A 20563-nucleotide genomic window follows, 5' to 3' on the forward strand; every position below is an offset into this window, starting at 1 on the left:
CGAAATCACGTGGCGATCGCTGGGTGGATCACTTGGCGGGAGGGGGGCACAGCGCATCCACAAAGCGCTGCACAACGGTGGGCAGGCGCTCCTGGCGAGCCACACCCAGAACATAGTCGCGCCGGGCCCAGGCTTCATCCAGATCCAGGCGCTGGACTTCAAACACCTGGGCAAAGCGGCGGGCGGGGGCATCGGGCAGCACGGCCACGCCCATGCCGGCTTCCACCAGCTGGGCGATGGCATCAAAACCACGCACCTGCAGGCGGGCCTTGAGCGTGCGGCCACGGGCCATGGCTTCCTGCAACATCAGTTCCTGGGCGGCGGCACCACTGTGCAGGCCGACCAGATCGTGATCCAGCAGGTCGTCGAAGGTGACGCTCGTGCGGTCCGCCAACGCATGGCGGTTGGGCACCAGCACCGACAGGCGGCCATGGCGGTAGGACCAGGTCTGCAGGCGGTTGTCCAGCAAGGGCGTGGTGAACACCCCCACATCGGCGCGGCCTTCGGCGACAGCGGCCTGGACTTCCGCACTGGTCTGGTCTTCCAGGCTGATGCGGATCTGGGGATGGGCCTGCGAGAACGCGGCCAGGTCGGGCGGCAGCGCTTCTGCGATGGCGCCCGCGTTGGCGGCGATGCGCAGGTGGCCCTTGATGCCGCGGGCGAATTCAACCACTTCGCTTTCAAGCGCATGCAGGGATGCATGCAGCGATCGGATGTGACGCACCAGCGCCCGGCAGGCTTCGGTGGGTTCCACACCGCGGGCGCGGCGCTCAAAAAGCTGGACCCCGAGCCGGGTTTCGAGGTCCGAAATACGCTTGCTGGCAGCGGCCAGGGCCAGGTGCTCTCGCTCAGCGCCCCGGGTGATGGACCGGGTCTGTTCGATGGCCAAAACGAGGTTGAGCGTGGTGAGATCGAGGCGCATGATGGGCTGCTGGCTAGGTTGGACTGTAGCCTTCGCCTTGAGGGCACGGACTACCGACATCCATGATAGTCCCTTCGCAGGGCGCGAAGTCTGAAAATTTGCGACTCGTGCGGATTGGCCCCTCCGATGGGCACGCCCCAGCCGCTTCACGCCGGCAGCCTCAGTGGCGGCGCCCGGTCACTCCAAAGGCCAGGCAGAGCGCCTTCGTCTCGTCCATCCGCTCGCCCTCCGCACGCAAGGCTGCGAACGCAGGCCCGCCCAATGTCTTGACCAGACCCGCGTCCAGCATGGACCGGTCTCGTGCCTCGTTGGGCTGACGGGCTTCCTGGCCGTGCATGCGCAGCGCCCGATCCGAGGCGCCGGCCAGTCGTGCAGCCGTTTCGAGATCGCCTTCGACCAGGAACAGGCGGCCCAAGGTATCCAGCGACGACCATAGGCACGCATCAAACAGCAAGGGTCCAAGGCGGCGGCCGCATTCGTCAGCCACCCCACGAGCAGACGGACCGTCCCCTTGCTCCAGCAGCGCGCCAATGAGATTGCTCTGCACATTGGCATACAGCGCCGAGGGCGGCAACGACGCCAACCGCTGACGCAATGCCTGGCCTTGCGCCACCGCCTCATCGATGTGTCCCGCTGCGCGGGCGAGGTCCGCCAGATTGACCAGGGCACGCACAATGCCGCTCTCGTGGCCATCCCGCTCACAGACCTCCACCACCGCCTCAAACACCCGCCGCGCCCCGTCATGGTCACCGGCGCTGGTAAGCAGGGTCGCCTCGGTGGACCATCCCCGTTCCAGCACCACCGCAGGCCAGCGCGGATCTTCCAGCGCCCGGGCCGCGGCCATCGCATCGCGCGCGCCTGCACCATCCACCCGCCAGTTGAACGCCAGTTCCACCTGCGCCAGATATTCGCCGCGCGGGTCGCCCAGCGCCCGGTACAACGCCGCCGCCTGGCTGGCAGCCTCGCGGGCGATGGCGGGGTGGTCCACCGCATGTGCGCGAGCCATGGCTTCCCAGAATCGCGCCCGCACCACCGCCTCCGGTTGTTCTTCCGCCAGCGGCAGCAGACATTGCGCCACCGCCCTCGCCCGCTCCAGCGAAGGTGCCAGCACCCATACCGGCCAGGAGGACCCGAACAGCGCGACCGCCTGCTCCGGACAGTGCGCCAGGGCCGCGTCCAACAGGGTCCACAAGGTCGCGAGTTCAGGCTCGTACCGTGCACGCCAGGCGGCGTGGGGCAGGCGCCAATACTCCTCATAGGCCTCATCCAACAGCCATCGCAAGCCTGCGCACCATCGCACCCGCATGGCCGGTGTTTCACCGGCCGCTTCCAGCTGTTCATGGGCATAAAGCCGCATCGTCTCCAGCAAGCGAAGACGGCGTGGCGTTGCCGTCTCCACATGGATCAGTGACCGGTCCACCAGTGCCAGCACGGTTTCGATCACCCGGGCTGCCGGCAGCAGGTCATCCGCCAGCGACAGCGAGGCCGCCTCCATCGAAAAGCTGGCCGGGAACACGCTGAGCCGACGCAGCACCACGCGCTCACGATCCGACAGCAGTTCACAGGACCAGGCCAAGGCGGCCGCCAAGGCGTTACGGCGGGTGGCCAGCACGGCCTCCCCGGGCGCAAGCAGCGACAGCCGCTGTGGCAACCGTGCCTCGAGCCCCTCCAGCCCCAGCGCGTGCAGCCGTGCCGCGGCCAGTTGAATCGCCAAGGGGTTGCAGTCCAAGCGACGGCAGATGCGCTCCGCGAGGTCCGCCTCTTCCCCAAGCCAGACGGTCGCGACATCCACATCCGCATCTGCCTGAGGGCCGGTCCGAGCGCGGGCCGCCAACAGGGCCACCGCATCCGCCACCGGCAGCGCCGCCAGCCGCATCACCCGCTCCGCATCCACTCGAAGCGGCTGCTGGCTGGTGACCAGGATGACCACACCCGGGGTGGCACGCACCAGGGTTTCAGCCACCCGGCCCACGTCGTCGATGACATGTTCCGCGTTGTCCAGCACCAGCAGCAGGGAAGCAACGGCCAAGCGGCTGGCCAATGCAGCCAGGCGGTCACCCGACTCCGGCAGGTGAAGGCCCAAGGTGCGGCCGATGATGTCCGCCACGATGGCGCCTGCGCCACTGTGCTCGTCCCGGGTTGGCGTGGCCCCCCTGTGGCGTTCAGCGTAGGCGGGCAGCGCCGCCAGATCGATCCACCAGGCCCCGTCCACAAAGCCCTCACGCGCGGCGAACGCCGCAGCCTGGGCCAGGCGGGTCTTGCCCACGCCCGCTTCGCCGCACAGGGTGAGCAGCGGCACATCCGTCAGCAGACGGACCGCAGCCGCCAGCTCCTCGCGACGCCCCACCAGCGCAGGCATGCGTCGTGGCAATTGGCCCGGTCGGCTGCTGACAGGCACCGGATCCGCGGAGATCTGCGCGACCTCCAGCGCAAACCGGTAGCCGCAGCCGGCGATGGTGACGATGGACTGCGGCCCCAGCGCCTTGCGCAACGCGGCAATCTGGACCGCGAGGTTGTTGTCCTCCACCACAACGCCAGGCCAGATGCGTTGCATCAACTCGTCCTTGGACAGCAGCCGGCCGCCGTGGGACACCAGCTCCACCAGCAGGCGGAACGCACGCGCCGTCAGCGGCACCGCCACGCCGCGCCGCACCAGCAGCCGTTCGGCGGGCAGCAGCTTGAAGTCGCCAAAGCGATATTGCAAGGCGGAGGGCGGCGCGGCGGGGGCGGACATGAGCCCATGGTGCCCCGTCCCGTCGCCCCAGTGAAGACCTCAGAGCCGCTTCAAGCCCTCTTGAAGCTGATTTAAGAGGAATTTCATGCCAACGAAAGGACGGCCCAGGTCGCGCCCGCCGAGCATGACGCCAGGCCATCCAGCCGGACTTGGCCGCTTTGGCGCACCACGGTGCGCCGTCCATCAAGAGGAAATGATCATGCCGACATACGTCATCGAACGTCACATCCCGGGCGCAGGCGCGCTCTCCCCGGCCGACCTGCAGGCGGTGTCAGAAAAGTCCTGCGCCGTGCTGCGGGACCTGGGCCCGACCGTACAGTGGCAACAGAGCTATGTGACGGACAACAAGCTCTATTGCGTGTACATCGCGCCCAGCGAGACGCTGATTCGAGAACACGCGCGCCTGGGGGGCTTTCCTGCGGACAGCATCGCCCGGGTCCACCGGGTCATTGACCCCACCACGGCGGAAGCTGGCGGCTGAAGCAACCTTCTTCATCGCAGGTCCGGCACGGCGATGCCCAGCACCGCCTTGCCCAGCGCTTCCGCCACCTCGATGCCATCAACACCGGCGGACATGATGCCGCCCGCATAACCCGCGCCCTCCCCGGCCGGATACAGGCCGCGGACATTCAGGCTTTGGTAGTCCTTGCCCCGCGTGATGCGCAAGGGCGAGGAGGTGCGGGTTTCAACACCGGTCAGCACGGCATCGTTCATCGAAAAACCGCGAATCTGCCGCTCGAAGGCGGGCAGGGCTTCGCGGATGGCATCCAGCGCATATTCCGGCAGGCTGCCCCGGCCCTTCTGCTGCAGGTCGGTCATCGTGACGCCGGGCTTGTAGCTGGGCTCCACCGCGCCCAGCGCCGTGCTGCGCTGACGCTTGATGAAGTCGCCCACCAGGGCGGCGGGCGCGCGGTAATCCCCCTCGCCCAGTTCAAAGGCGCGGGATTCCCAATACCGCTGGAAGGCCAGACCATCCAGCGGATTCACCAGGCTGCCGTCCTTCTTGCCGTCCTGGCGATAGTCCTCCGGCGAAATACCCACCACGATGCCGGCGTTGGCATTACGTTCCGCCCGCGAATACTGGCTCATGCCGTTGGTCACCACCCGGTTGGGCTCGGAGGTGGCGGCCACCACGGTGCCCCCGGGGCACATGCAGAAGCTGTAGACCGACCGGCCATTGGCGGCATGGTGCACCAGCTTGTAGTCCGCCGCGCCCAGAATGGGATGGCCGGCATTGGGGCCGAAACGTGCCTTGTCGATGATCGACTGGGGATGCTCGATCCGATATCCAATGGAAAACGGCTTGGCTTCCATGTAGACGCCGCGCTCATGCAGCATCTGGAAGGTGTCTCGCGCACTGTGGCCCAAGGCCACCACCACGTGGTCCGCCCGCAGCTCTTCACCGGACTCCAGCTTCACGCCGCGCACATGCCGGCCACCGTCCGCATCCTTGTCGATCAGCAGGTCTGTCACCTTTTGCTGGAAGCGGATCTCACCGCCCAGCCGCTCGATTTCGGCGCGGATCTTGATGACCATGCTCACCAGCCGGAAGGTGCCAATGTGCGGCTTGCTCACATACAAAATCTCTTCCGGCGCACCCGCCTTCACAAACTCCGTCAGCACCTTGCGGGTGAGAAAACGCGGGTCAGAAATCTGGCTGTAGAGCTTGCCATCGGAAAACGTGCCCGCCCCACCCTCGCCAAACTGGACGTTGGACTCGGGATTGAGTTCGCTCTGGCGCCACAGCCCCCAGGTGTCCTTGGTGCGTTCACGCACCTGCTTGCCGCGCTCCAGGACGATGGGACGCAGGCCCATCTGCGCCAGGATCAGGGCGGCAAAGATGCCGCAGGGCCCAAAGCCGATGACCACCGGGCGGGGGCGCTCGGTGGCGTAGAAATCCGCCGGCGCATGGCCAACGAATTGATAACGTGTGTCCGGGGACGGCTTCACATGCCCATCCCCCGCCAGCCGCTTCAACACGGCCGCTTCGTTGTCCACCTCGCAGTCGATGCTGTAGATCAGCACCATGGCGGACTTCTTGCGTGCGTCGTAGCTGCGCTTGAAGACGGTGAAGGCGGTGAGATGCCCGTCCGGGATGCCCAGGCGGGACACGATGGCGGGGCGAAGCGCCTCTTCCGGATGGTTCAGCGGCAGGCGGAGTTCATTGATGCGGATCATGGCAATTGATCGAGCAAAAAAGGAGGGGGTGGGCAGGGACAGCACATCGGGCGCCCTGAAATGAAAACAGGCCCCGCCGGATGGCATGGGCCTGTTGGGGGAAAGTGCGGTCCCGAGGGGACCCGTCACATCAACCCGAATGAGGGCGCTTGCCCGGGTTCTTCTTGCTGCGGGTATGCGAGCCACGCTCCAGGCTGGACTTCTGGCCACGCACGGTGGTGATGGTCACACCCTTGGGCGAAACGGGACGGGGAGTGGCGCGGCGATCGGCCTCGGTGATGATCTTGTTGCCCATGTTGGCTCCGGTAATGAATTGAACTGACACCCAACCGAAGTCACAACTCGCCAGCCGTGACGGGAGGGAGACATGATCCCCCGCCTCATCAGAACGTGCTTCGAGCAGCGTCGGAAATTCGGTGAAGCGGGCGAGTTTACATCAGCTCGGGGGTGAGGGCGGAGTGGGTTGACCCACCCTCCCCTGTCGTCAACCGTCTGGACCGTGATGCGTTGTGCAACATGCGCACTGTTGATGCGGGTCGGAACACCAGACGGCCACCGACCCACCGCTGCGCCACGTGGCTGCATGCGTCTGTGCATGCAGCAGTTGGACCTTTTGGATTTGCCGGCCCACAGAGGCCGCGCGCAAGGGAGTAAGAAGCATGCGAAATTCCAGGACGGCACCGCATCGCCGGGTGTCGAGCCCGCTGCTGATGGCCATGCTGGCCGCCGGGGCGGTTCTGCTGCATGGGTGCAGCACGCAGCAGGACCACTCGAAGACGCCGCCGACGCAAGGAGCGCCAGAGAAGGTGGTGGCACCGCCGTCGAAGCCCGCCCCTGTGGCCGACATGCCGGTGCGCCCCATTGACGCCCGCGCCATGCACCCGGCCGAGCTGATGGTGGGCCTACCAGCCCCCTCCCCGGCGCTGACCCAGGCCCCGTTGGATTCGATGCGCAGCCGTCTGACGCGAGTACCCCCGGATATCCACCCCGTGCCGCAACCCGACACGGCCAAATACGAGAACTTCAACGAGAACCCCTGGTTGCGGGTGACGGAGCAGCCGGTCTCCACCTTCAGCGCCAGTGTGGACACCGGCAGCTATGCCAATGTGCGGCGTTTCATCAATCGCGGGCAGTTGCCACCGAAAAACGCCGTGCGGGTGGAAGAGTTGGTGAACTACTTCGGCTTTGACGATGTCGGCCCGGCCCCGGATGCGCGTGACCCGTTCAAGGTGCGTGCCCAGGTGATGGCCTCTCCCTGGAACCCGGAGCGTGGCCTCATCCGCATCACCGTGAAGGGCAAGGATGCGGCCAAGGCCTCCCTGCCGCCTGCCAATCTGGTGTTCCTGGTGGATGTGTCGGGGTCGATGTCGCCGCAGGACCGACTCCCCCTGGTGCAGTCGGCCCTGAAGCTGCTCACGGCGCAACTGCGCCCGCAGGATCGTGTGAGCCTGGTCACCTACGCCAGCGGCTCCCAGGTGGTGCTGCCGCCCACGCCTGGCGACCAGAAGGAACGGATCAACCAGGCCATCGACCAATTGCATGCCAGCGGCGGCACCTATGGGGAAGGCGGCATCCGCCTGGCCTACGCGCAGGCCCGAGAGTCGCTGCTGAAGGACGGCATCAACCGGGTGCTGCTGGCCACGGATGGTGACCTGAACATCGGGGTCACCGACCCGTTGATCCTGAAGGCGCTGGTGGAAGATCAACGCAAATCCGGCATCAGCCTCACAACGCTGGGTGTGGGCGACAGCAACTACAACGAAGCGCTGATGAAGAAGCTGGCCGATGTGGGCAACGGCAGCTATCACTACCTGGATTCACTGCAGGAGGCACACAAGGTGCTGGTCAATGAAATGACTTCCACCTTGGCCATCATTGCGCAAGACCTGAAACTGCAGGTGGAATTCAATCCTGCCACGGTGGAGGAATACCGTCTGATTGGTTACGAGCTGAATGCGCTGAAGCGGGAAGATTTCAACAACGACCAGGTGGATGCGGGCGACATTGGCGCCGGGCATCAGGTGACGGCGATGGTTGAGTTTGTGCCCAAGGGCGCCAAGGGCACGGTGGACCCGCTGCGGTATGGCAGCGACACCCAGCCGGGCGACAAGAATGCAGCGGCCGCCACCCGGACGGATGAACTGGCCTGGGTGAAGCTGCGCTACAAGCAGCCGGGGCAATCCAGCAGCGTGCTGACGGAGTTGCCGGTGGCCCGACCCGCCTCACTGCCCGCCGTGGCCACGCAGGAGGCGGATGCCCGTTTCGCGGTGGCGGTGGCAGCCTGGGGCCAATGGCTGCGCGGCAGCTCGCTCATCGGCAGTTATGGTCCTGCGCAATTCGTGAAGCTGGCGCGTGATGCGCGCGGCGAAGACCGTTATGGTCATCGCGCGGAGTTCACGCGGCTGGCAGAGCTGTCGGCGACGATGAAGCAATGACATTGACGGGAGAAGTGCGAAGCGTCTCAACGCTTCGCTTCCCGTCCATGCATGTCGCAGGCTGTTTCCTGGGAACCGCAGATGTGATTGACCCAGAGTCGGAAGCGCCCCGCCGGGAGCCCCGCGCGAGACTTGGGGTCAATCTTCAGCGCCAGTCGAAGGTCGGCGGGAAGCTTGGACTCCTGGACCTCCAACTGAGCCCATTCACTGCTGCATGCAACCAGCGTGGTGGCTTATTGGAAGGCCTTTGAGTCGAAGTCTTGCTCGGCCGACAGTTGAAGCACGACCTGAGCCTCGGCATAGGGCGCTAGGCGGCCAGCGCTGGCCTGCGGCTTGACGATGAGCTTTCGCCCGCTCACCCACCCCTCACCTTGGTAAGTGGGGCGGGCCGGTTGCTCCGTGAGTTGCTCTTCATCCGATGCATGACGGATCTTGAACCAGCCGTTTCGCGACGCTGTCACCTCAGCTCGAACACGAACTCTTGCCCCATCCACCGGGTCCACCCAGACAGGTGGCAATCGCCCCAACACCCGCGATTGCAGCGACGGCTCAGCACGCACATTGAGTCCTGCGGGATCGGTCTCATCGACAAATGCGACGATGGAACAGTGATCCGCCGTCTGCGTGGACGCAGATGCATCACCAGTTGAGATCGCTGCAAGTCCCGACGCAGGAGCGTCGCCAGATCCAGGGTGGGGCGGCCTCCGCGAACCCCCAGCAGTTGCTCCCGCGTTTCCTCCACCACCCTTTCGGCTCGCTCCAGGGACTGCTCCACCTTCAATCTCACCGGGTGGGCACTGTCCAGTCCTTTGAGGCTCTTCTGGATGTGCAACACCATGGCCACGATGCTCTGGAGCAGGCTGTCATGCAGGTCACGGGCGATGCTCTCACGCTCCTTGAGCTTGACCTCCAGGCGTAATTCCGAATGACGCAGCAACCACCCGATGCGGGTGCGGTAGATCAGGGTGGCGGCCAGCAGCACCAGCAGCCCCACACAGATGCGGAACCACCCGGTTTGATGCCACGCAGGCCGCACCTCCAGCGCCACTGCCGCCGATTGGGCCTCGCTCCACGGCTGTCGAGGGGTCGCGGCCTGCACTTTCAGTTGGTAATGCCCGGGTGCCAAGGCACCGAATGCGAAGCGCCGATGAGTGCCGAGCGGCGTCCAATCCTTGTCCAGCCCTTCGATCATCACGCGAAACTGCGTGGCGACGGCGTTGCGCAGATCGGTGCCGGCAAACACCATGCGAATCTGCTGTTCCGGTGATTCGACCACGAGGCGGTCCGGCGGAAACACCGGCGTGTCATCCACCGAGGCCTGAATCACCAGCGGACGCAGCGGTATGCGGGCTTGCGGCAATTGGTCCGGATCCACCCAGTAGAGGCTGCCCGCCCGCATGATCCACAGCCGGCCAGTCACGTCCTGCACCAGCGAAGGAAAATTCCGATTCGGGTGCAAGCCGCCATGAACGCCGTCCAGTGGGCCAAAACGTTCCCTAAGCACGGGGTGGTCCGGCGCGTTCATCCACGTGGACAAGGCGGAGGCGGAAATACGGATCAGGTCGTTCGCTTCATTGAGCCACAGCGCGCCATCGGGCGATTCAACGATGCCGGTCACACGCCCCAAGTGGTCGCCGTCCAGAACCAGTTCGGTGGCTTGGCCATGCCGCCACAGCAGCACACCCCGGTCGGCGCCGATCCATAGATGGTCACCCTTGGCATGGAGCGCCAGCAGACGCCCTCGCGCATCGCCGGGTAGCGTCGCCGCTTGAGCGACCCCGTTGTTGACCAGCATCAGGCGGCCATCTTCAAAGCCAACAGCAAGGCCTGTGGGTGTGGGGGTGAGGACGGTGCTGGCGCCGCTGAGCAAGGGGTCCGTGACGGCGCTCCAGGCAGCGCCATCCCAGATCCACAGCCCCCCATCGTGCAGGCTGATCCACAAACGACCGTCCGGGCTATCGGCCATCGACTGCACCAAACGGGTCCGGGCCGCTTCCGGCATAGGCGTCAGTTGCCGGCTGGAATCCCCTTCCAGTTGCCAGACCCGCTCATAGCCCCCCACATAGAGCCGACCATCGCGGGCGTGCAACGCCGAGCTGCTGCCATTGAGCGCGATCTCGCGATCCCCGCGGGTGTGATGCAGGCTCAGATCGGGGCGAATCAGAAAGGGCGGCAAGTTCTGACGGGTGACCCACACCCCGCCGCACTTGGCGACCATCATGGCCCCACTTTGGCGCCCAGGCACAGCCAGAGGGTGGACAGCGACACTGCTGAATCGATCCAGGCCGATGGTCGTGCCGGCCCACACATTGCCTTGATGGTCATCGATGAGATCGAACACCACGCTGCCGCTCATACCGGCTTCCCGGTCGAAGCGCTGGGGCTCCAACGGCTTGGTGGCATCAAAAACGTCGGGCACCCATTGAACGCCGCCCGGGACGTAGCTGGCCCAAAGATCGCCTCGGGTGTCGAGCAGAAAGGAGTTGGGCACCTTCAAGGGAAGCTGGCGCTTGTGCTGGATGACACCCTCTCGATCGACCTGCACCAACTCCCCGTTGGACATCCACATCACCCGTCCGCCGTCGGGCAGCAGGCGGACATCGGCAACGCCGTTGAAGGTCGGGGCCGGCTGCGCCGGGCTCCCGAGCGAGGGCGCCTGGAACCAGTGCCCATCTTCGGTGTGGAGCACAAGCGGGCCTCGATCCTGGGCCAGCACGACATCAACAAACCGACGCCCCACCAGGGGACCAAAGTCCCACTTCACCCAGCGCTGCCCGTCCTGCCAGTAGACACCGGCCAAGGTGGGCAAGAGCACCGTGCCTTGGAAGCTTTTGAAGCCCATGCCACGGGCGATCGGCAGCCCCGATTCGGGGCCATAGTGGACGGTTTGGTTGGTGGAGGGAAAGTAATGCGCAACACCGTGCGAGCGGTAGGCCACCATCAACGAACCGTCCGGCAGCATCAACACGTCCGACAGGTTCTGCGGTAGCGCGGGATTGGCGGGTGCCAGGCTGACCGAATGGAAGTTCTCGCCATCGAAGCGCACCAGGCCGCGATCTGTGGCCAACCAGAGCAGGCCCTCCGGTGATTGGGCGATTGCGGACACGTCGCCAGGCGCGCCGCGCGTGTCGGTCCATGCGAAGTGTTCGATATGCCGCTGGCCAAACGCCGGGAGGGCCCAGACGAACAGGGCGAGAACACCGGCGACAAGCTGGGCTGTGATGCGGCGTCGCCTCATGGAATCCCTCTGGTGTCAGTTGGGATTCTGGCAGTTCAGTGATCCGCCCAATAGCCCGAATGCCGGTCATCTGCGGGGTCTGGCACTCTCCCGTCTGGGGGTGTTGCTGCGGCGGCGAATGGGTGGGTCAGAGCCCAGGTGCCACCTCACCCCAAGGCCGCAATCACCTCGGCCGGCGCCTGCACCAATTCGATCAGCACGCCCTCGCCGCCAATCGGGAATTCGTCATTGCTCTTCGGATGAATGAAGCAGATGTCGAAACCCGCCGCGCCCTTGCGGATGCCCCCTGGCGCAAAACGCACGCCGTGGGCGGTCATCCATTGCACCGCCTTCGGCAGGTCGTCCACCCACAGGCCGACGTGATTCAGCGGCGTGGCATGCACCGCCGGCTTCCTGTCCGCGTCCAGCGGCTGCATCAGGTCCACCTCCACCCGGTGAGGGCCGCTGCCGATGGTGCAGATGTCCTCGTCCACGTTCTCACGTTCCGAGACGAACTGCCCGGTTACCGTCAGCCCCAGCACGTCGACCCACAACTTGCGCAGGGCCTGTTTGTCGGGCCCGCCGATGGCGATCTGCTGGATGCCCAGGATGCGATAGGGTTTGTCGCTCATCGCCTTGCCTCACTCAAATCGCAGAATCGGCTGATCCACCGCCAGGCTCTCGCCGGTCTTGGCCAGCACCTCCGCCACCTTCACGTCCTGGCTGGCCGTGAGGATGTTCTCCATCTTCATGGCCTCGATCACCGCCAGACGTTCACCCGCCTGCACCGTCTGCCCCGGCTGCACCGCAATGTGCACCAGCAGACCCGGCATCGGAGACAGCAGCTGCTTGCTGGTGTCTGGCGGTGCCTTGTAGGGCATCAGCCGATGCAACTCGGCCGCCCGCGGTGACAGCACCGTGACCTCGATCGCCCGACCGTTGTGCTGGATGCGATAGGCCAACGGCGCCTTGGGCGTGCCCCGCTCGGCCTGCGCCGTAAACGCCCGGCCATTCACCGTGCCGCTGATGCGGATGTCGTTGAGACGGGACTGGCTGATGATGCGGTAGGACTGCGGCGCGGCCGTGTCCGCCCCCTGCCCCTCCACCACGGGCCCGCGCACGGTCACCCGCGCCTCACCCAGGCTGCCCACATATTCCGTGATGCTGATCGGGTAGCGGCTGAAACGTCCGTTGCCTTCATTCACCACCGCCACATAGTCATGCTCGACCTTGACTTCGTGGCCGGGCAACTGGCCGCTGATGCCGGCCTCCCGCTCACGGGCCTTGCGCCGGATGAAGCCAGCCAATGCCACGAGGAAGTGGGGATCTTCATGCGGCACGTCTTCCGCATGGAATCCACCGGCGTAGTGGTGGGCAATGAAACCGGTGTTGAAATGGCCGGCCTGAAAATCCGGATGTGCCAGCAATGCCGATTGGAACGGGATGTTGCTGGAGATACCACGGATGACGAAACCATTCAGTGCCTCGCGCATTTTGGCAATCGCCTCTGCCCGATCCTTCCCATGCACGATGAGCTTGGCAATCATCGAGTCATAAAACATCGGGATCTCGCCGCCTTCATAGACGCCGGTGTCCACCCGCACGCCGAATCGTTCTGCTTGTGCGGCCACCATGGAGGTCTCGGGCGGCTGGTACTTCGCCAGGCGTCCGGTGGACGGCAGGAAATTGCGGAAGGGGTCTTCTGCATTGATGCGGCATTCGATGGCCCACCCCTCGCGCTGGATCTGCTCCTGACGGAAAGACAGGGGCTCACCAGCCGCGACGCGGATCATCTGCTCCACCAGGTCCAGCCCGGTGATGCATTCGGTCACCGGGTGCTCCACCTGCAACCGGGTATTCATTTCCAGGAAGTAGAAGCTCTGGTCTTTCCCCACCACAAACTCCACCGTCCCCGCGCTCTGGTACTTCACCGCCTGGGCCAGGGCGACGGCCTGTTCGCCCATGGCGCGGCGAGTGGATTCGCTGATGAAGGGGGAGGGAGCTTCTTCAATCACCTTTTGGTGGCGGCGCTGAATGGAGCATTCACGCTCCCACAGGTAGACCACGTTCCCATGGCCGTCGCCGAGCACCTGGATTTCGATGTGGCGCGGCTCCTCCACGAATTTTTCCATGAAGACGCGGTCATCGCCGAAGCTATTGCGGGCCTCATTACGGCAGCTGGTGAAGCCTTCGAAGCATTCCTTGTCATTGAAGGCGACGCGCAGGCCCTTGCCACCGCCGCCGGCGCTGGCCTTGATCATGACCGGATAGCCGACGCGCTGCGCGATCGTCACGGCCTCTTCGGCCGACTCGATGGGTTCGTTATGGCCGGGGATCGTATTGACGCGGGCCTCTGACGCCAGCTTCTTGGAGGCGATCTTGTCGCCCATGGCTGCGATGGAAAAGTGTTTAGGCCCGATAAACACCAGGCCCTCCTCTTCCACGCGCCGCGCGAAGTCTTCGTTCTCCGACAGGAAGCCGTAGCCCGGATGGATCGCTTCGGCGCCGGTCTGTTTCGCGGCCGCGATGATCTTGTCCGCCACCAGATACGACTCACGTGACGGTGCTGGCCCGAGCAACACGGCCTCATCAGCCAGGTCCACATGCCTGGCGTCCTTATCCGCTTCGGAAAACACCGCCACCGTCGCGATACCCATCCGACGCGCCGTCTGAATCACCCGGCACGCGATCTCGCCACGATTCGCAATCAGAATCTTCTTGAACATAGTCCACCCATTCCTTTAAACCCACCGACCCTTACACCCACCCCACCCCCTCAACCGCGCCCCAAAAGGAAGCAGCAGCGCAACGCCTGCCACCCCACCCCCCCCCCCCGCCGACCAGGCTCTGCCAGGCCGCTGCGCAGCGCCCCTCGGGGGCAGGAGCGCAGCGACTGGGACCCCCATCCAGCCACGCCCGCGGATCTGGCTCTGCCAGGCCGCTGGGCGGCGCCCCTCGGGGGCAGGAGCGATAGCGACTGGGGGGCCAACATCTACAGCGGTATGTTCCCGTGCTTCCGCCAAGGGTTATCGAGCTGCTTGTCCTTCAGCATCACCAGCGACCGGCAGATCCGCTTGCGGGTTTCATGCGGCTGGATCACGTCATCAATAAACCCGCGTGCGCCCGCCACAAACGGATTCGCAAAACGCGCCTTGTATTCCGCCTCACGCGCTGCCAGCTTGGCCGGGTCGTTTTTGTCCTCGCGGAAGATGATCTCCACCGCCCCCTTCGCCCCCATCACCGCGATCTCGGCATTCGGCCAGGAGAAGTTCACATCCCCCCGCAGATGCTTGGAGCTCATCACGTCATACGCGCCCCCATACGCCTTGCGCGTGATCACCGTCACCTTGGGCACGGTGCACTCGGCATAGGCATACAGCAGCTTGGCTCCGTGCTTGATGATGCCCCCATACTCCTGGCTCGTGCCCGGCATGAAGCCCGGCACATCCACGAAGGTGATCACCGGGATATTGAACGCATCACAGAAGCGCACAAACCGCGCCGCCTTGATGCTGCTGCGAATGTCCAGGCAGCCCGCCAGCACCAGCGGCTGGTTGGCCACGATGCCCACGGTCTGCCCTTCCATCCGTCCGAACCCGGTGATGATGTTCTTGGCGTTCTCCGGCTGCAGCTCGAAAAAGTCGCCGTCGTCCACCACCTTCAGGATCAGCTCCTTCATGTCGTAGGGCTTGTTGGGGTTGTCCGGCACCAGCGTGTCCAGCGAATAGTCCAGCCGGTTGCCCGGGTCCCCGCTGGGGCGGCACGGCGCCTTCTCGCGGTTGTTGAGCGGCAGGTAATTGAAGAAGCGCCGCAGCATCAGAATGGCTTCGACATCATTCTCCAGGGCCAGGTCCGCCACACCGCTGCGGCTGGTGTGGGTGGTGGCACCGCCCAGTTCTTCGGCGGTCACCTCCTCATGCGTCACCGTTTTCACCACCTCGGGGCCGGTGACAAACATGTAGCTGGAGTCCTTCACCATGAAGATGAAGTCGGTCATGGCTGGCGAATACACTGCGCCCCCGGCGCAGGGGCCCATGATCATGCTGATCTGCGGAATGACGCCGGACGCCATGACATTGCGCTGGAACACCTCGGCATAACCGCCCAGCGAGGCCACCCCCTCCTGGATGCGCGCCCCGCCGGAATCATTCAGGCCGATGACCGGCGCGCCGACTTTCATCGCCTGGTCCATCACCTTGCAGATTTTCTCGGCATGCGCCTCGGACAGCGCGCCCCCAAACACGGTGAAATCCTGGCTGAAGGCAAAGGCCAGGCGGCCGTTGATCATGCCGTAGCCGGTTACGACACCATCGCCGGGAATGCGTTGGTCCGCCATGCCGAAATCGACACAGCGGTGTTCCACAAACATGTCCCATTCTTCGAACGTGCCGTCGTCAAACAGCAGGTCCAGCCGCTCCCGCGCGGTCAGCTTGCCCTTGGCGTGCTGGGCCGATATCCGGCGTTCTCCGCCCCCCTGCCGAGCCTGCTCGCGTTTGTCTTCGAGCATCTGTCGAATGTCATGCATCTGTGTGGTCTCCGGAAAATCGTGCAAGCAGCCGGCGCGCGGCCGTGGAGGCGGCCAGCCGCCCTTCCAGCACCTGCGCCAGGGTGTCGTCCATCACCTGCCGCACGGCAGGCGCTGAGCTGAATTGCTGTTGAAGCCCGGCCTGGATGCGTTCCCACATCCAGGCTTTGGCCTGCTGGCGGCGCTTGGCCGCCAGGCCGCCGTTGGCTTGTTGGACCGATCGGAACTCCGTCACGGCCGCCCAGAACTCGTCAATGCCCTGCCCTTTGAGCGCGGACAAGCGCATCACACGCGCCACCCAGGCGGGCGGTGTGCCCGCTGGTGCGGCGCGGCGGTGCATGCCGTACAGCCGCAGTGAGGAGGTGATCTGCGCCTGCGCCCGCGTGGCGGCCGCATCATCCAGGTCGGCCTTGTTGATCACCACCAGGTCGGCCAGCTCCATCACGCCTTTCTTGATGGCTTGCAGGTCGTCACCGGCATTGGGCAGCTGCAGCAGGCAGTACATGTCGGTCATACCCGCCACAGCGGTTTCGCTCTGCCCAACGCCCACTGTCTCCACAATGACCACATCAAAGCCGGCGGCCTCGCACACCAGCATGGCCTCGCGGGTTTTTTCCGCCACGCCCCCCAGCGTGCCGCTGGAGGGACTGGGGCGGATGTAGGCGCGTTCGTCCATGGAGAGCCGCTCCATGCGGGTCTTGTCCCCCAGGATGGAGCCGCCGGAGACACTGCTGGACGGGTCCACCGCCAGCACCGCCACGCGGTGGCCCTGCCCGATCAAGGCCAGACCCAGCGCTTCAATGAAGGTGCTTTTGCCCACGCCGGGAACACCGGAAATGCCCAGCCGGAAGGACTGGCCCGTACGCGGCAGCAGTTCCGTCAGCAGCGCATCGGCCTGGGCGCGGTGGTCGGCACGGGTGGACTCCAGCAGGGTGATGGCCTTGGCCATGGCTCGTCGCTGACGTGCTCCGGGCTCGCCGAGGATGGCGCTCACCAGCGGCGCAGCCGAGCCCAGCGCATGCGCATCGGCCGGGGCCAGGACCGGTGCATGCGTCTCGGCCTGGGCGGCGCTGCCAGTCGCGGGAGGCAAGTCCTTGTGCATCAGCAGGGCCATTTCGCGTGGGCCATCAAAGCCAGGCGGAACATGGAGGGGCGCACCATCCGCCTCAGACCGTCGTGGCCGCCTTGCGGATCTGTTCAAGCACGTCCTTGGCGCTGGCCGGAATCGGCGTGCCGGGGCCGTAGATGCCTTTGACGCCGGCTTCATAGAGGAAGTCGTAGTCCTGCGCGGGGATCACACCGCCCACAAACACGATGATGTCGTCCGCCCCCTGATCGCGCAGCGCCTGGATGATGGCGGGGACCAAGGTCTTGTGGCCGGCCGCCAGGGTGGAGACGCCCACCGCATGCACGTCGTTCTCAATGGCCTGCCGTGCACATTCTTCCGGCGTCTGGAACAACGGGCCCATGTCCACGTCGAATCCCAGGTCCGCATAGGCGGTGGCCACCACCTTGGCGCCACGGTCATGGCCGTCCTGACCCAGCTTGGCGATCATCACCCGGGGGCGACGGCCCTGTTCTTCGGCAAAGGCGGCGATTTCCTGCTGCAGCCGCTCCCAGCCTTCGGCCGAGTCGTACGCGGCGGCATACACGCCGCTGACCTTCTGGGTGTCGGCACGGTGACGGCCAAACACGGCCTCCAGCGCATCGGACACCTCGCCCACCGTGGCCCGCAAGCGGATGGCCTGGATGCTCAAGTCCAGCAGGTTGCCCTGGCCGCTGCGTGCGGCATCGGTCAGCGCCTGCAAGGCCGCGGTGACGGCCGCGCCATCCCGCGCGGCCCGCAACTGCTTCAACCGGGTGATCTGGCTGTCGCGGACCTTGACGTTGTCCACCTCCAGAATCTCCACCGGGTCTTCCTTGCCCAGCCGGTACTTGTTGACACCCACGATGACGTCCTTGCCGGCATCGATGCGCGCCTGCTTCTCGGCCGCGCTGGCCTCGATCTTCAGCTTGGCCCAGCCGGAGTCCACCGCCTTGGTCATGCCGCCCATCGCATCCACTTCCTGGATGATGGCCCAGGCCTTGTCCGCCATGTCCTGTGTCAGCGACTCCATCATGTAGCTGCCGGCCCAGGGGTCGATCACGCTGGTGATGTGGGTTTCTTCCTGGATGATGAGCTGGGTGTTGCGGGCAATGCGCGCACTGAATTCGGTGGGTAGCGCAATCGCCTCATCCAGCGAGTTGGTGTGCAGGGACTGGGTGCCCCCGAACACGGCGGCCATCGCCTCGATGGTGGTGCGCACCACGTTGTTGTAGGGGTCCTGCTCGGTGAGGCTCCAGCCGGAGGTCTGGCTGTGGGTGCGCAGCATCAGGCTCTTGGGGTTCTTTGCATGGAAGCCCTTCATGATCCGGCACCAGAGCAGGCGGGCGGCCCGCATCTTGGCAATCTCCAGATAGAAGTTCATGCCCACGGCCCAGAAGAACGACAGCCGACCGGCGAAGTCGTCCACATCCATGCCCTTGGCAATGGCCGTTTTCACATACTCCTTGCCATCGGCCAGGGTGAAAGCCAGCTCCAGCGCCTGATTCGCGCCCGCCTCCTGCATGTGATAGCCGCTGATGGAGATCGAGTTGAACTTCGGCATGTGCCGGGCGGTGTACTCGATGATGTCGCCGATGATGCGCATCGACGGTTCCGGCGGGTAGATATAGGTGTTGCGGACCATGAACTCCTTGAGGATGTCGTTCTGGATGGTCCCGCTGAGTTGTGCCTGCGACACCCCCTGCTCTTCCGCCGCCACCACATAACCGGCCAGCACCGGCAGCACGGCGCCGTTCATGGTCATGGAGACCGACACCCGGTCCAGCGGAATGCCGTCGAAGAGGATCTTCATATCCTCCACCGAGTCGATCGCCACGCCGGCCTTGCCCACATCGCCGGTCACCCGGGGATGGTCGGAGTCATACCCCCGGTGCGTCGCCAGGTCGAACGCCACCGACACCCCCTGCCCGCCCGCTGCCAGAGCCTTGCGGTAGAACGCATTGCTTTCTTCGGCCGTGGAAAAGCCAGCGTATTGGCGGATGGTCCAGGGCCGGACCGCATACATCGTGGCCTGCGGGCCGCGCAGGAACGGTTCAAAACCTGGCAGGGTGTTGGCATGGGGCAGGCCCTGCACATCCTCCGCCGTGTAGAGCGGCTTGACGACCAGCCCTTCCGGCGTCTGCCAGTTCAGGGCATCCACATCCCCACCGGGGGCAGACTTGGCCGCCGCCTTGCGCCACTGCTCCAGGGTGACCGGAGCGAATTCACGGGCCGCCTCCGAGGAGGCGGCCGCAGCTTGGGAAACCCTGGATTCATCAGACATGAAACGTATCTCCTGCACGCAAAGACGATCATAGCGCCCTGCTTATTCATAATTATGAATTCAAGATTTGACTACACTCTGACATCGACTTGAGCCCGGTGACGCTGATCTCGCTCAAAAAGAGTGCGGTCATCGCCCCATCCATCCCCTCCCTCTATAGATATGTCGTCCCTGCCCTCGGCGATGTCGTCCCCGCTAGCCCCACGCGCCCTCTATGAAGAGGTGGCGGAGCGCCTGCGTCAGCGCATCTTCAACCGGGAGCTGGAACCGGGCAGCTGGATTGACGAGCTGAAGCTCTGCGCGGAGCTCGGCATCAGCCGCACGCCCCTGCGTGAAGCGCTGAAGGTGCTGGCCAGCGAAGGTCTGGTGACGATGCGGGTGCGACGTGGGGCCTACGTCACCGAAATGTCCGAGCGCGACGTGCGCGAGGCCTATCAGCTGCTCTCACTGCTGGAGAGCGACGCCGCCGCCCAGGTGGCCCGCCATGGCTCGGACGCCGATCTGGCCGAGTTGGCCACCCTGCATGAGGCACTCGAAGCCTCCCTGCCGGACCGCGAGCAGTTTTTCGCCGCCAATGAGCGCTTCCACCTGCGCATCATTGAGCTGGACGGCAACCGTTGGCGCTTGCAATTCATCACCGACCTTCGACGCGTGATGAAACTCAACCGCCACCATTCCCTCTTTATGCAGGGCCGCCTGCAGGACTCGCTGCAGGAACACCGCGACATTCTTCACGCTTTGTTGCAACGTGACCCCGACACTGTCGCTCGGCTGATGCGTTTGCACTTCGAGCACGGGCTTCAAGCCACCGGCCATCGCGTGAACTGATCCCCAAACTCACCGCGTTCATGTCGGCGGTGACATTGATCAAAGCCGATGTTCATCTACTTGAATGTTTCGGGGTGACATGAGAAATCTGTCACGCCGCGCCCCCTGGGGCGCGCCTCATCGCTGCAGCAACCGCCTGCCAGGCCGATGAATACGTGCTTAGGCAAGCATCACCACCCCCCGCATCCATGGGCTTTACGCGCCCCGCGTAACTGTGAACTGAGGCCGACTAGTGCGCCTTTTGTTTGCTTCCACGTAAAGCCATGAGCCATACCATTTCTGAGTTGGCTCAAGTTTGTCAATTCGTGTCCGAAAACCGAATGACGGGAGCCGGTCGCTCGACCCCCACCTGCAGT

14 protein-coding genes are annotated in these 20563 nt (G+C 64.9%); 3 read left to right on the plus strand and 11 right to left on the minus strand.

The genetic code is table 11. From position 1 onward, the window contains the following. Positions 1-28 precede the first annotated feature (28 nt). Both OU995_RS20280 and OU995_RS20285 read right to left on the minus strand, forming a co-directional pair. Positions 29-922, minus strand: coding sequence for a LysR family transcriptional regulator (locus OU995_RS20280; RefSeq protein ID WP_267831916.1), 894 nt, complete (start codon positions 920-922; stop codon positions 29-31). Between the two features lie 160 nt (positions 923-1082). Beyond that, positions 1083-3656, minus strand: coding sequence for an ATP-binding protein (locus tag OU995_RS20285; RefSeq protein WP_267831917.1), 2574 nt, complete (start codon positions 3654-3656; stop codon positions 1083-1085). Between the two features lie 199 nt (positions 3657-3855). Between OU995_RS20285 and OU995_RS20290 the strand changes: the two genes are divergently transcribed. After that, on the plus strand, positions 3856-4137 hold the full coding sequence (locus tag OU995_RS20290) for a DUF4242 domain-containing protein (RefSeq protein WP_267831918.1): 282 nt from the start codon (positions 3856-3858) through the stop codon (positions 4135-4137). 11 nt (positions 4138-4148) lie between these two features. On the opposite strand, the gene OU995_RS20295 is transcribed toward OU995_RS20290, so the two are convergent. Both OU995_RS20295 and OU995_RS20300 read right to left on the minus strand, forming a co-directional pair. Then, positions 4149-5834: an NAD(P)/FAD-dependent oxidoreductase gene (locus OU995_RS20295; RefSeq protein WP_267831919.1), complete on the minus strand. Its 1686-nt coding sequence runs from the start codon at positions 5832-5834 to the stop codon at positions 4149-4151. A 130-nt stretch (positions 5835-5964) separates the two neighbouring features. Further along, entirely contained in the window at positions 5965-6129 is a 165-nt protein-coding gene (locus OU995_RS20300) for a hypothetical protein (protein WP_267831920.1), read from the minus strand. Positions 6130-6493: 364 nt separating this feature from the next. Between OU995_RS20300 and OU995_RS20305 the strand changes: the two genes are divergently transcribed. Further along, a complete protein-coding gene (locus tag OU995_RS20305) occupies positions 6494-8269 on the plus strand; it encodes a vWA domain-containing protein (protein ID WP_267831922.1) in 1776 nt (591 codons plus the stop codon). Between the two features lie 233 nt (positions 8270-8502). Here the strand turns inward: OU995_RS20305 and OU995_RS20310 are convergent, their stop codons facing one another. The 7 genes from OU995_RS20310 to scpA all read right to left on the minus strand — a co-directional run bounded on the left by OU995_RS20310 (position 8503) and on the right by scpA (position 19379). Beyond that, positions 8503-8628 (minus strand): hypothetical protein, encoded by a 126-nt coding sequence (locus tag OU995_RS20310; RefSeq protein ID WP_267831924.1) that lies wholly within the window; start codon positions 8626-8628, stop codon positions 8503-8505. A gap of 98 nt (positions 8629-8726) precedes the next feature. After that, positions 8727-11507, minus strand: a complete 2781-nt coding sequence (locus tag OU995_RS20315; protein WP_267831926.1) for a histidine kinase — start codon at positions 11505-11507, stop codon at positions 8727-8729. Between the two features lie 146 nt (positions 11508-11653). Continuing rightward, positions 11654-12118 (minus strand): VOC family protein, encoded by a 465-nt coding sequence (locus OU995_RS20320; RefSeq protein WP_267831929.1) that lies wholly within the window; start codon positions 12116-12118, stop codon positions 11654-11656. Positions 12119-12127: 9 nt separating this feature from the next. After that, entirely contained in the window at positions 12128-14212 is a 2085-nt protein-coding gene (accC, locus tag OU995_RS20325) for an acetyl-CoA carboxylase biotin carboxylase subunit (RefSeq protein ID WP_267831930.1), read from the minus strand. Between the two features lie 266 nt (positions 14213-14478). After that, the gene (locus tag OU995_RS20330; protein ID WP_267831932.1) at positions 14479-16011 is read right to left on the minus strand and encodes an acyl-CoA carboxylase subunit beta; all 1533 of its coding nucleotides are present in this window, start codon (positions 16009-16011) and stop codon (positions 14479-14481) included. After that, positions 16004-16960, minus strand: coding sequence for a methylmalonyl Co-A mutase-associated GTPase MeaB (meaB, locus tag OU995_RS20335; protein ID WP_420714895.1), 957 nt, complete (start codon positions 16958-16960; stop codon positions 16004-16006). Before meaB ends, OU995_RS20330 begins: the two co-directional genes overlap by 8 nt. 217 nt (positions 16961-17177) lie before the next feature. Continuing rightward, the gene (gene scpA, locus OU995_RS20340; protein WP_267831936.1) at positions 17178-19379 is read right to left on the minus strand and encodes a methylmalonyl-CoA mutase; all 2202 of its coding nucleotides are present in this window, start codon (positions 19377-19379) and stop codon (positions 17178-17180) included. A gap of 183 nt (positions 19380-19562) precedes the next feature. Here scpA and OU995_RS20345 point away from each other — a divergent pair, with 183 nt between their 5' ends. Next, positions 19563-20207: a GntR family transcriptional regulator gene (locus tag OU995_RS20345; protein WP_267831938.1), complete on the plus strand. Its 645-nt coding sequence runs from the start codon at positions 19563-19565 to the stop codon at positions 20205-20207. The last annotated feature ends 356 nt before the right edge of the window (positions 20208-20563 follow it).

The sequence above is a fragment of the Roseateles sp. SL47 genome (assembly GCF_026625885.1).
In the GTDB taxonomy this organism is placed as follows: Bacteria; Pseudomonadota; Gammaproteobacteria; order Burkholderiales; family Burkholderiaceae_C; genus Roseateles.

Bases quoted from the DNA above. Each gene is read 5' to 3' on its own strand.
- OU995_RS20315 (WP_267831926.1), bottom strand. From the start codon at position 11,507: ATGAGGCGACGCCGCATCACAGCCCAGCTTGTCGCCGGTGTTCTCGCC.
- meaB (WP_420714895.1), bottom strand. From the start codon at position 16,960: ATGGCCAAGGCCATCACCCTGCTGGAGTCCACCCGTGCCGACCACCGC.
- OU995_RS20285 (WP_267831917.1), bottom strand. From the start codon at position 3,656: ATGTCCGCCCCCGCCGCGCCGCCCTCCGCCTTGCAATATCGCTTTGGC.
- OU995_RS20305 (WP_267831922.1), top strand. From the start codon at position 6,494: ATGCGAAATTCCAGGACGGCACCGCATCGCCGGGTGTCGAGCCCGCTG.
- OU995_RS20320 (WP_267831929.1), bottom strand. From the start codon at position 12,118: ATGAGCGACAAACCCTATCGCATCCTGGGCATCCAGCAGATCGCCATC.
- OU995_RS20295 (WP_267831919.1), bottom strand. From the start codon at position 5,834: ATGATCCGCATCAATGAACTCCGCCTGCCGCTGAACCATCCGGAAGAG.
- OU995_RS20345 (WP_267831938.1), top strand. From the start codon at position 19,563: ATGTCGTCCCCGCTAGCCCCACGCGCCCTCTATGAAGAGGTGGCGGAG.
- scpA (WP_267831936.1), bottom strand. From the start codon at position 19,379: ATGTCTGATGAATCCAGGGTTTCCCAAGCTGCGGCCGCCTCCTCGGAG.
- OU995_RS20290 (WP_267831918.1), top strand. From the start codon at position 3,856: ATGCCGACATACGTCATCGAACGTCACATCCCGGGCGCAGGCGCGCTC.
- accC (WP_267831930.1), bottom strand. From the start codon at position 14,212: ATGTTCAAGAAGATTCTGATTGCGAATCGTGGCGAGATCGCGTGCCGG.
- OU995_RS20280 (WP_267831916.1), bottom strand. From the start codon at position 922: ATGCGCCTCGATCTCACCACGCTCAACCTCGTTTTGGCCATCGAACAG.
- OU995_RS20300 (WP_267831920.1), bottom strand. From the start codon at position 6,129: ATGGGCAACAAGATCATCACCGAGGCCGATCGCCGCGCCACTCCCCGT.
- OU995_RS20330 (WP_267831932.1), bottom strand. From the start codon at position 16,011: ATGCATGACATTCGACAGATGCTCGAAGACAAACGCGAGCAGGCTCGG.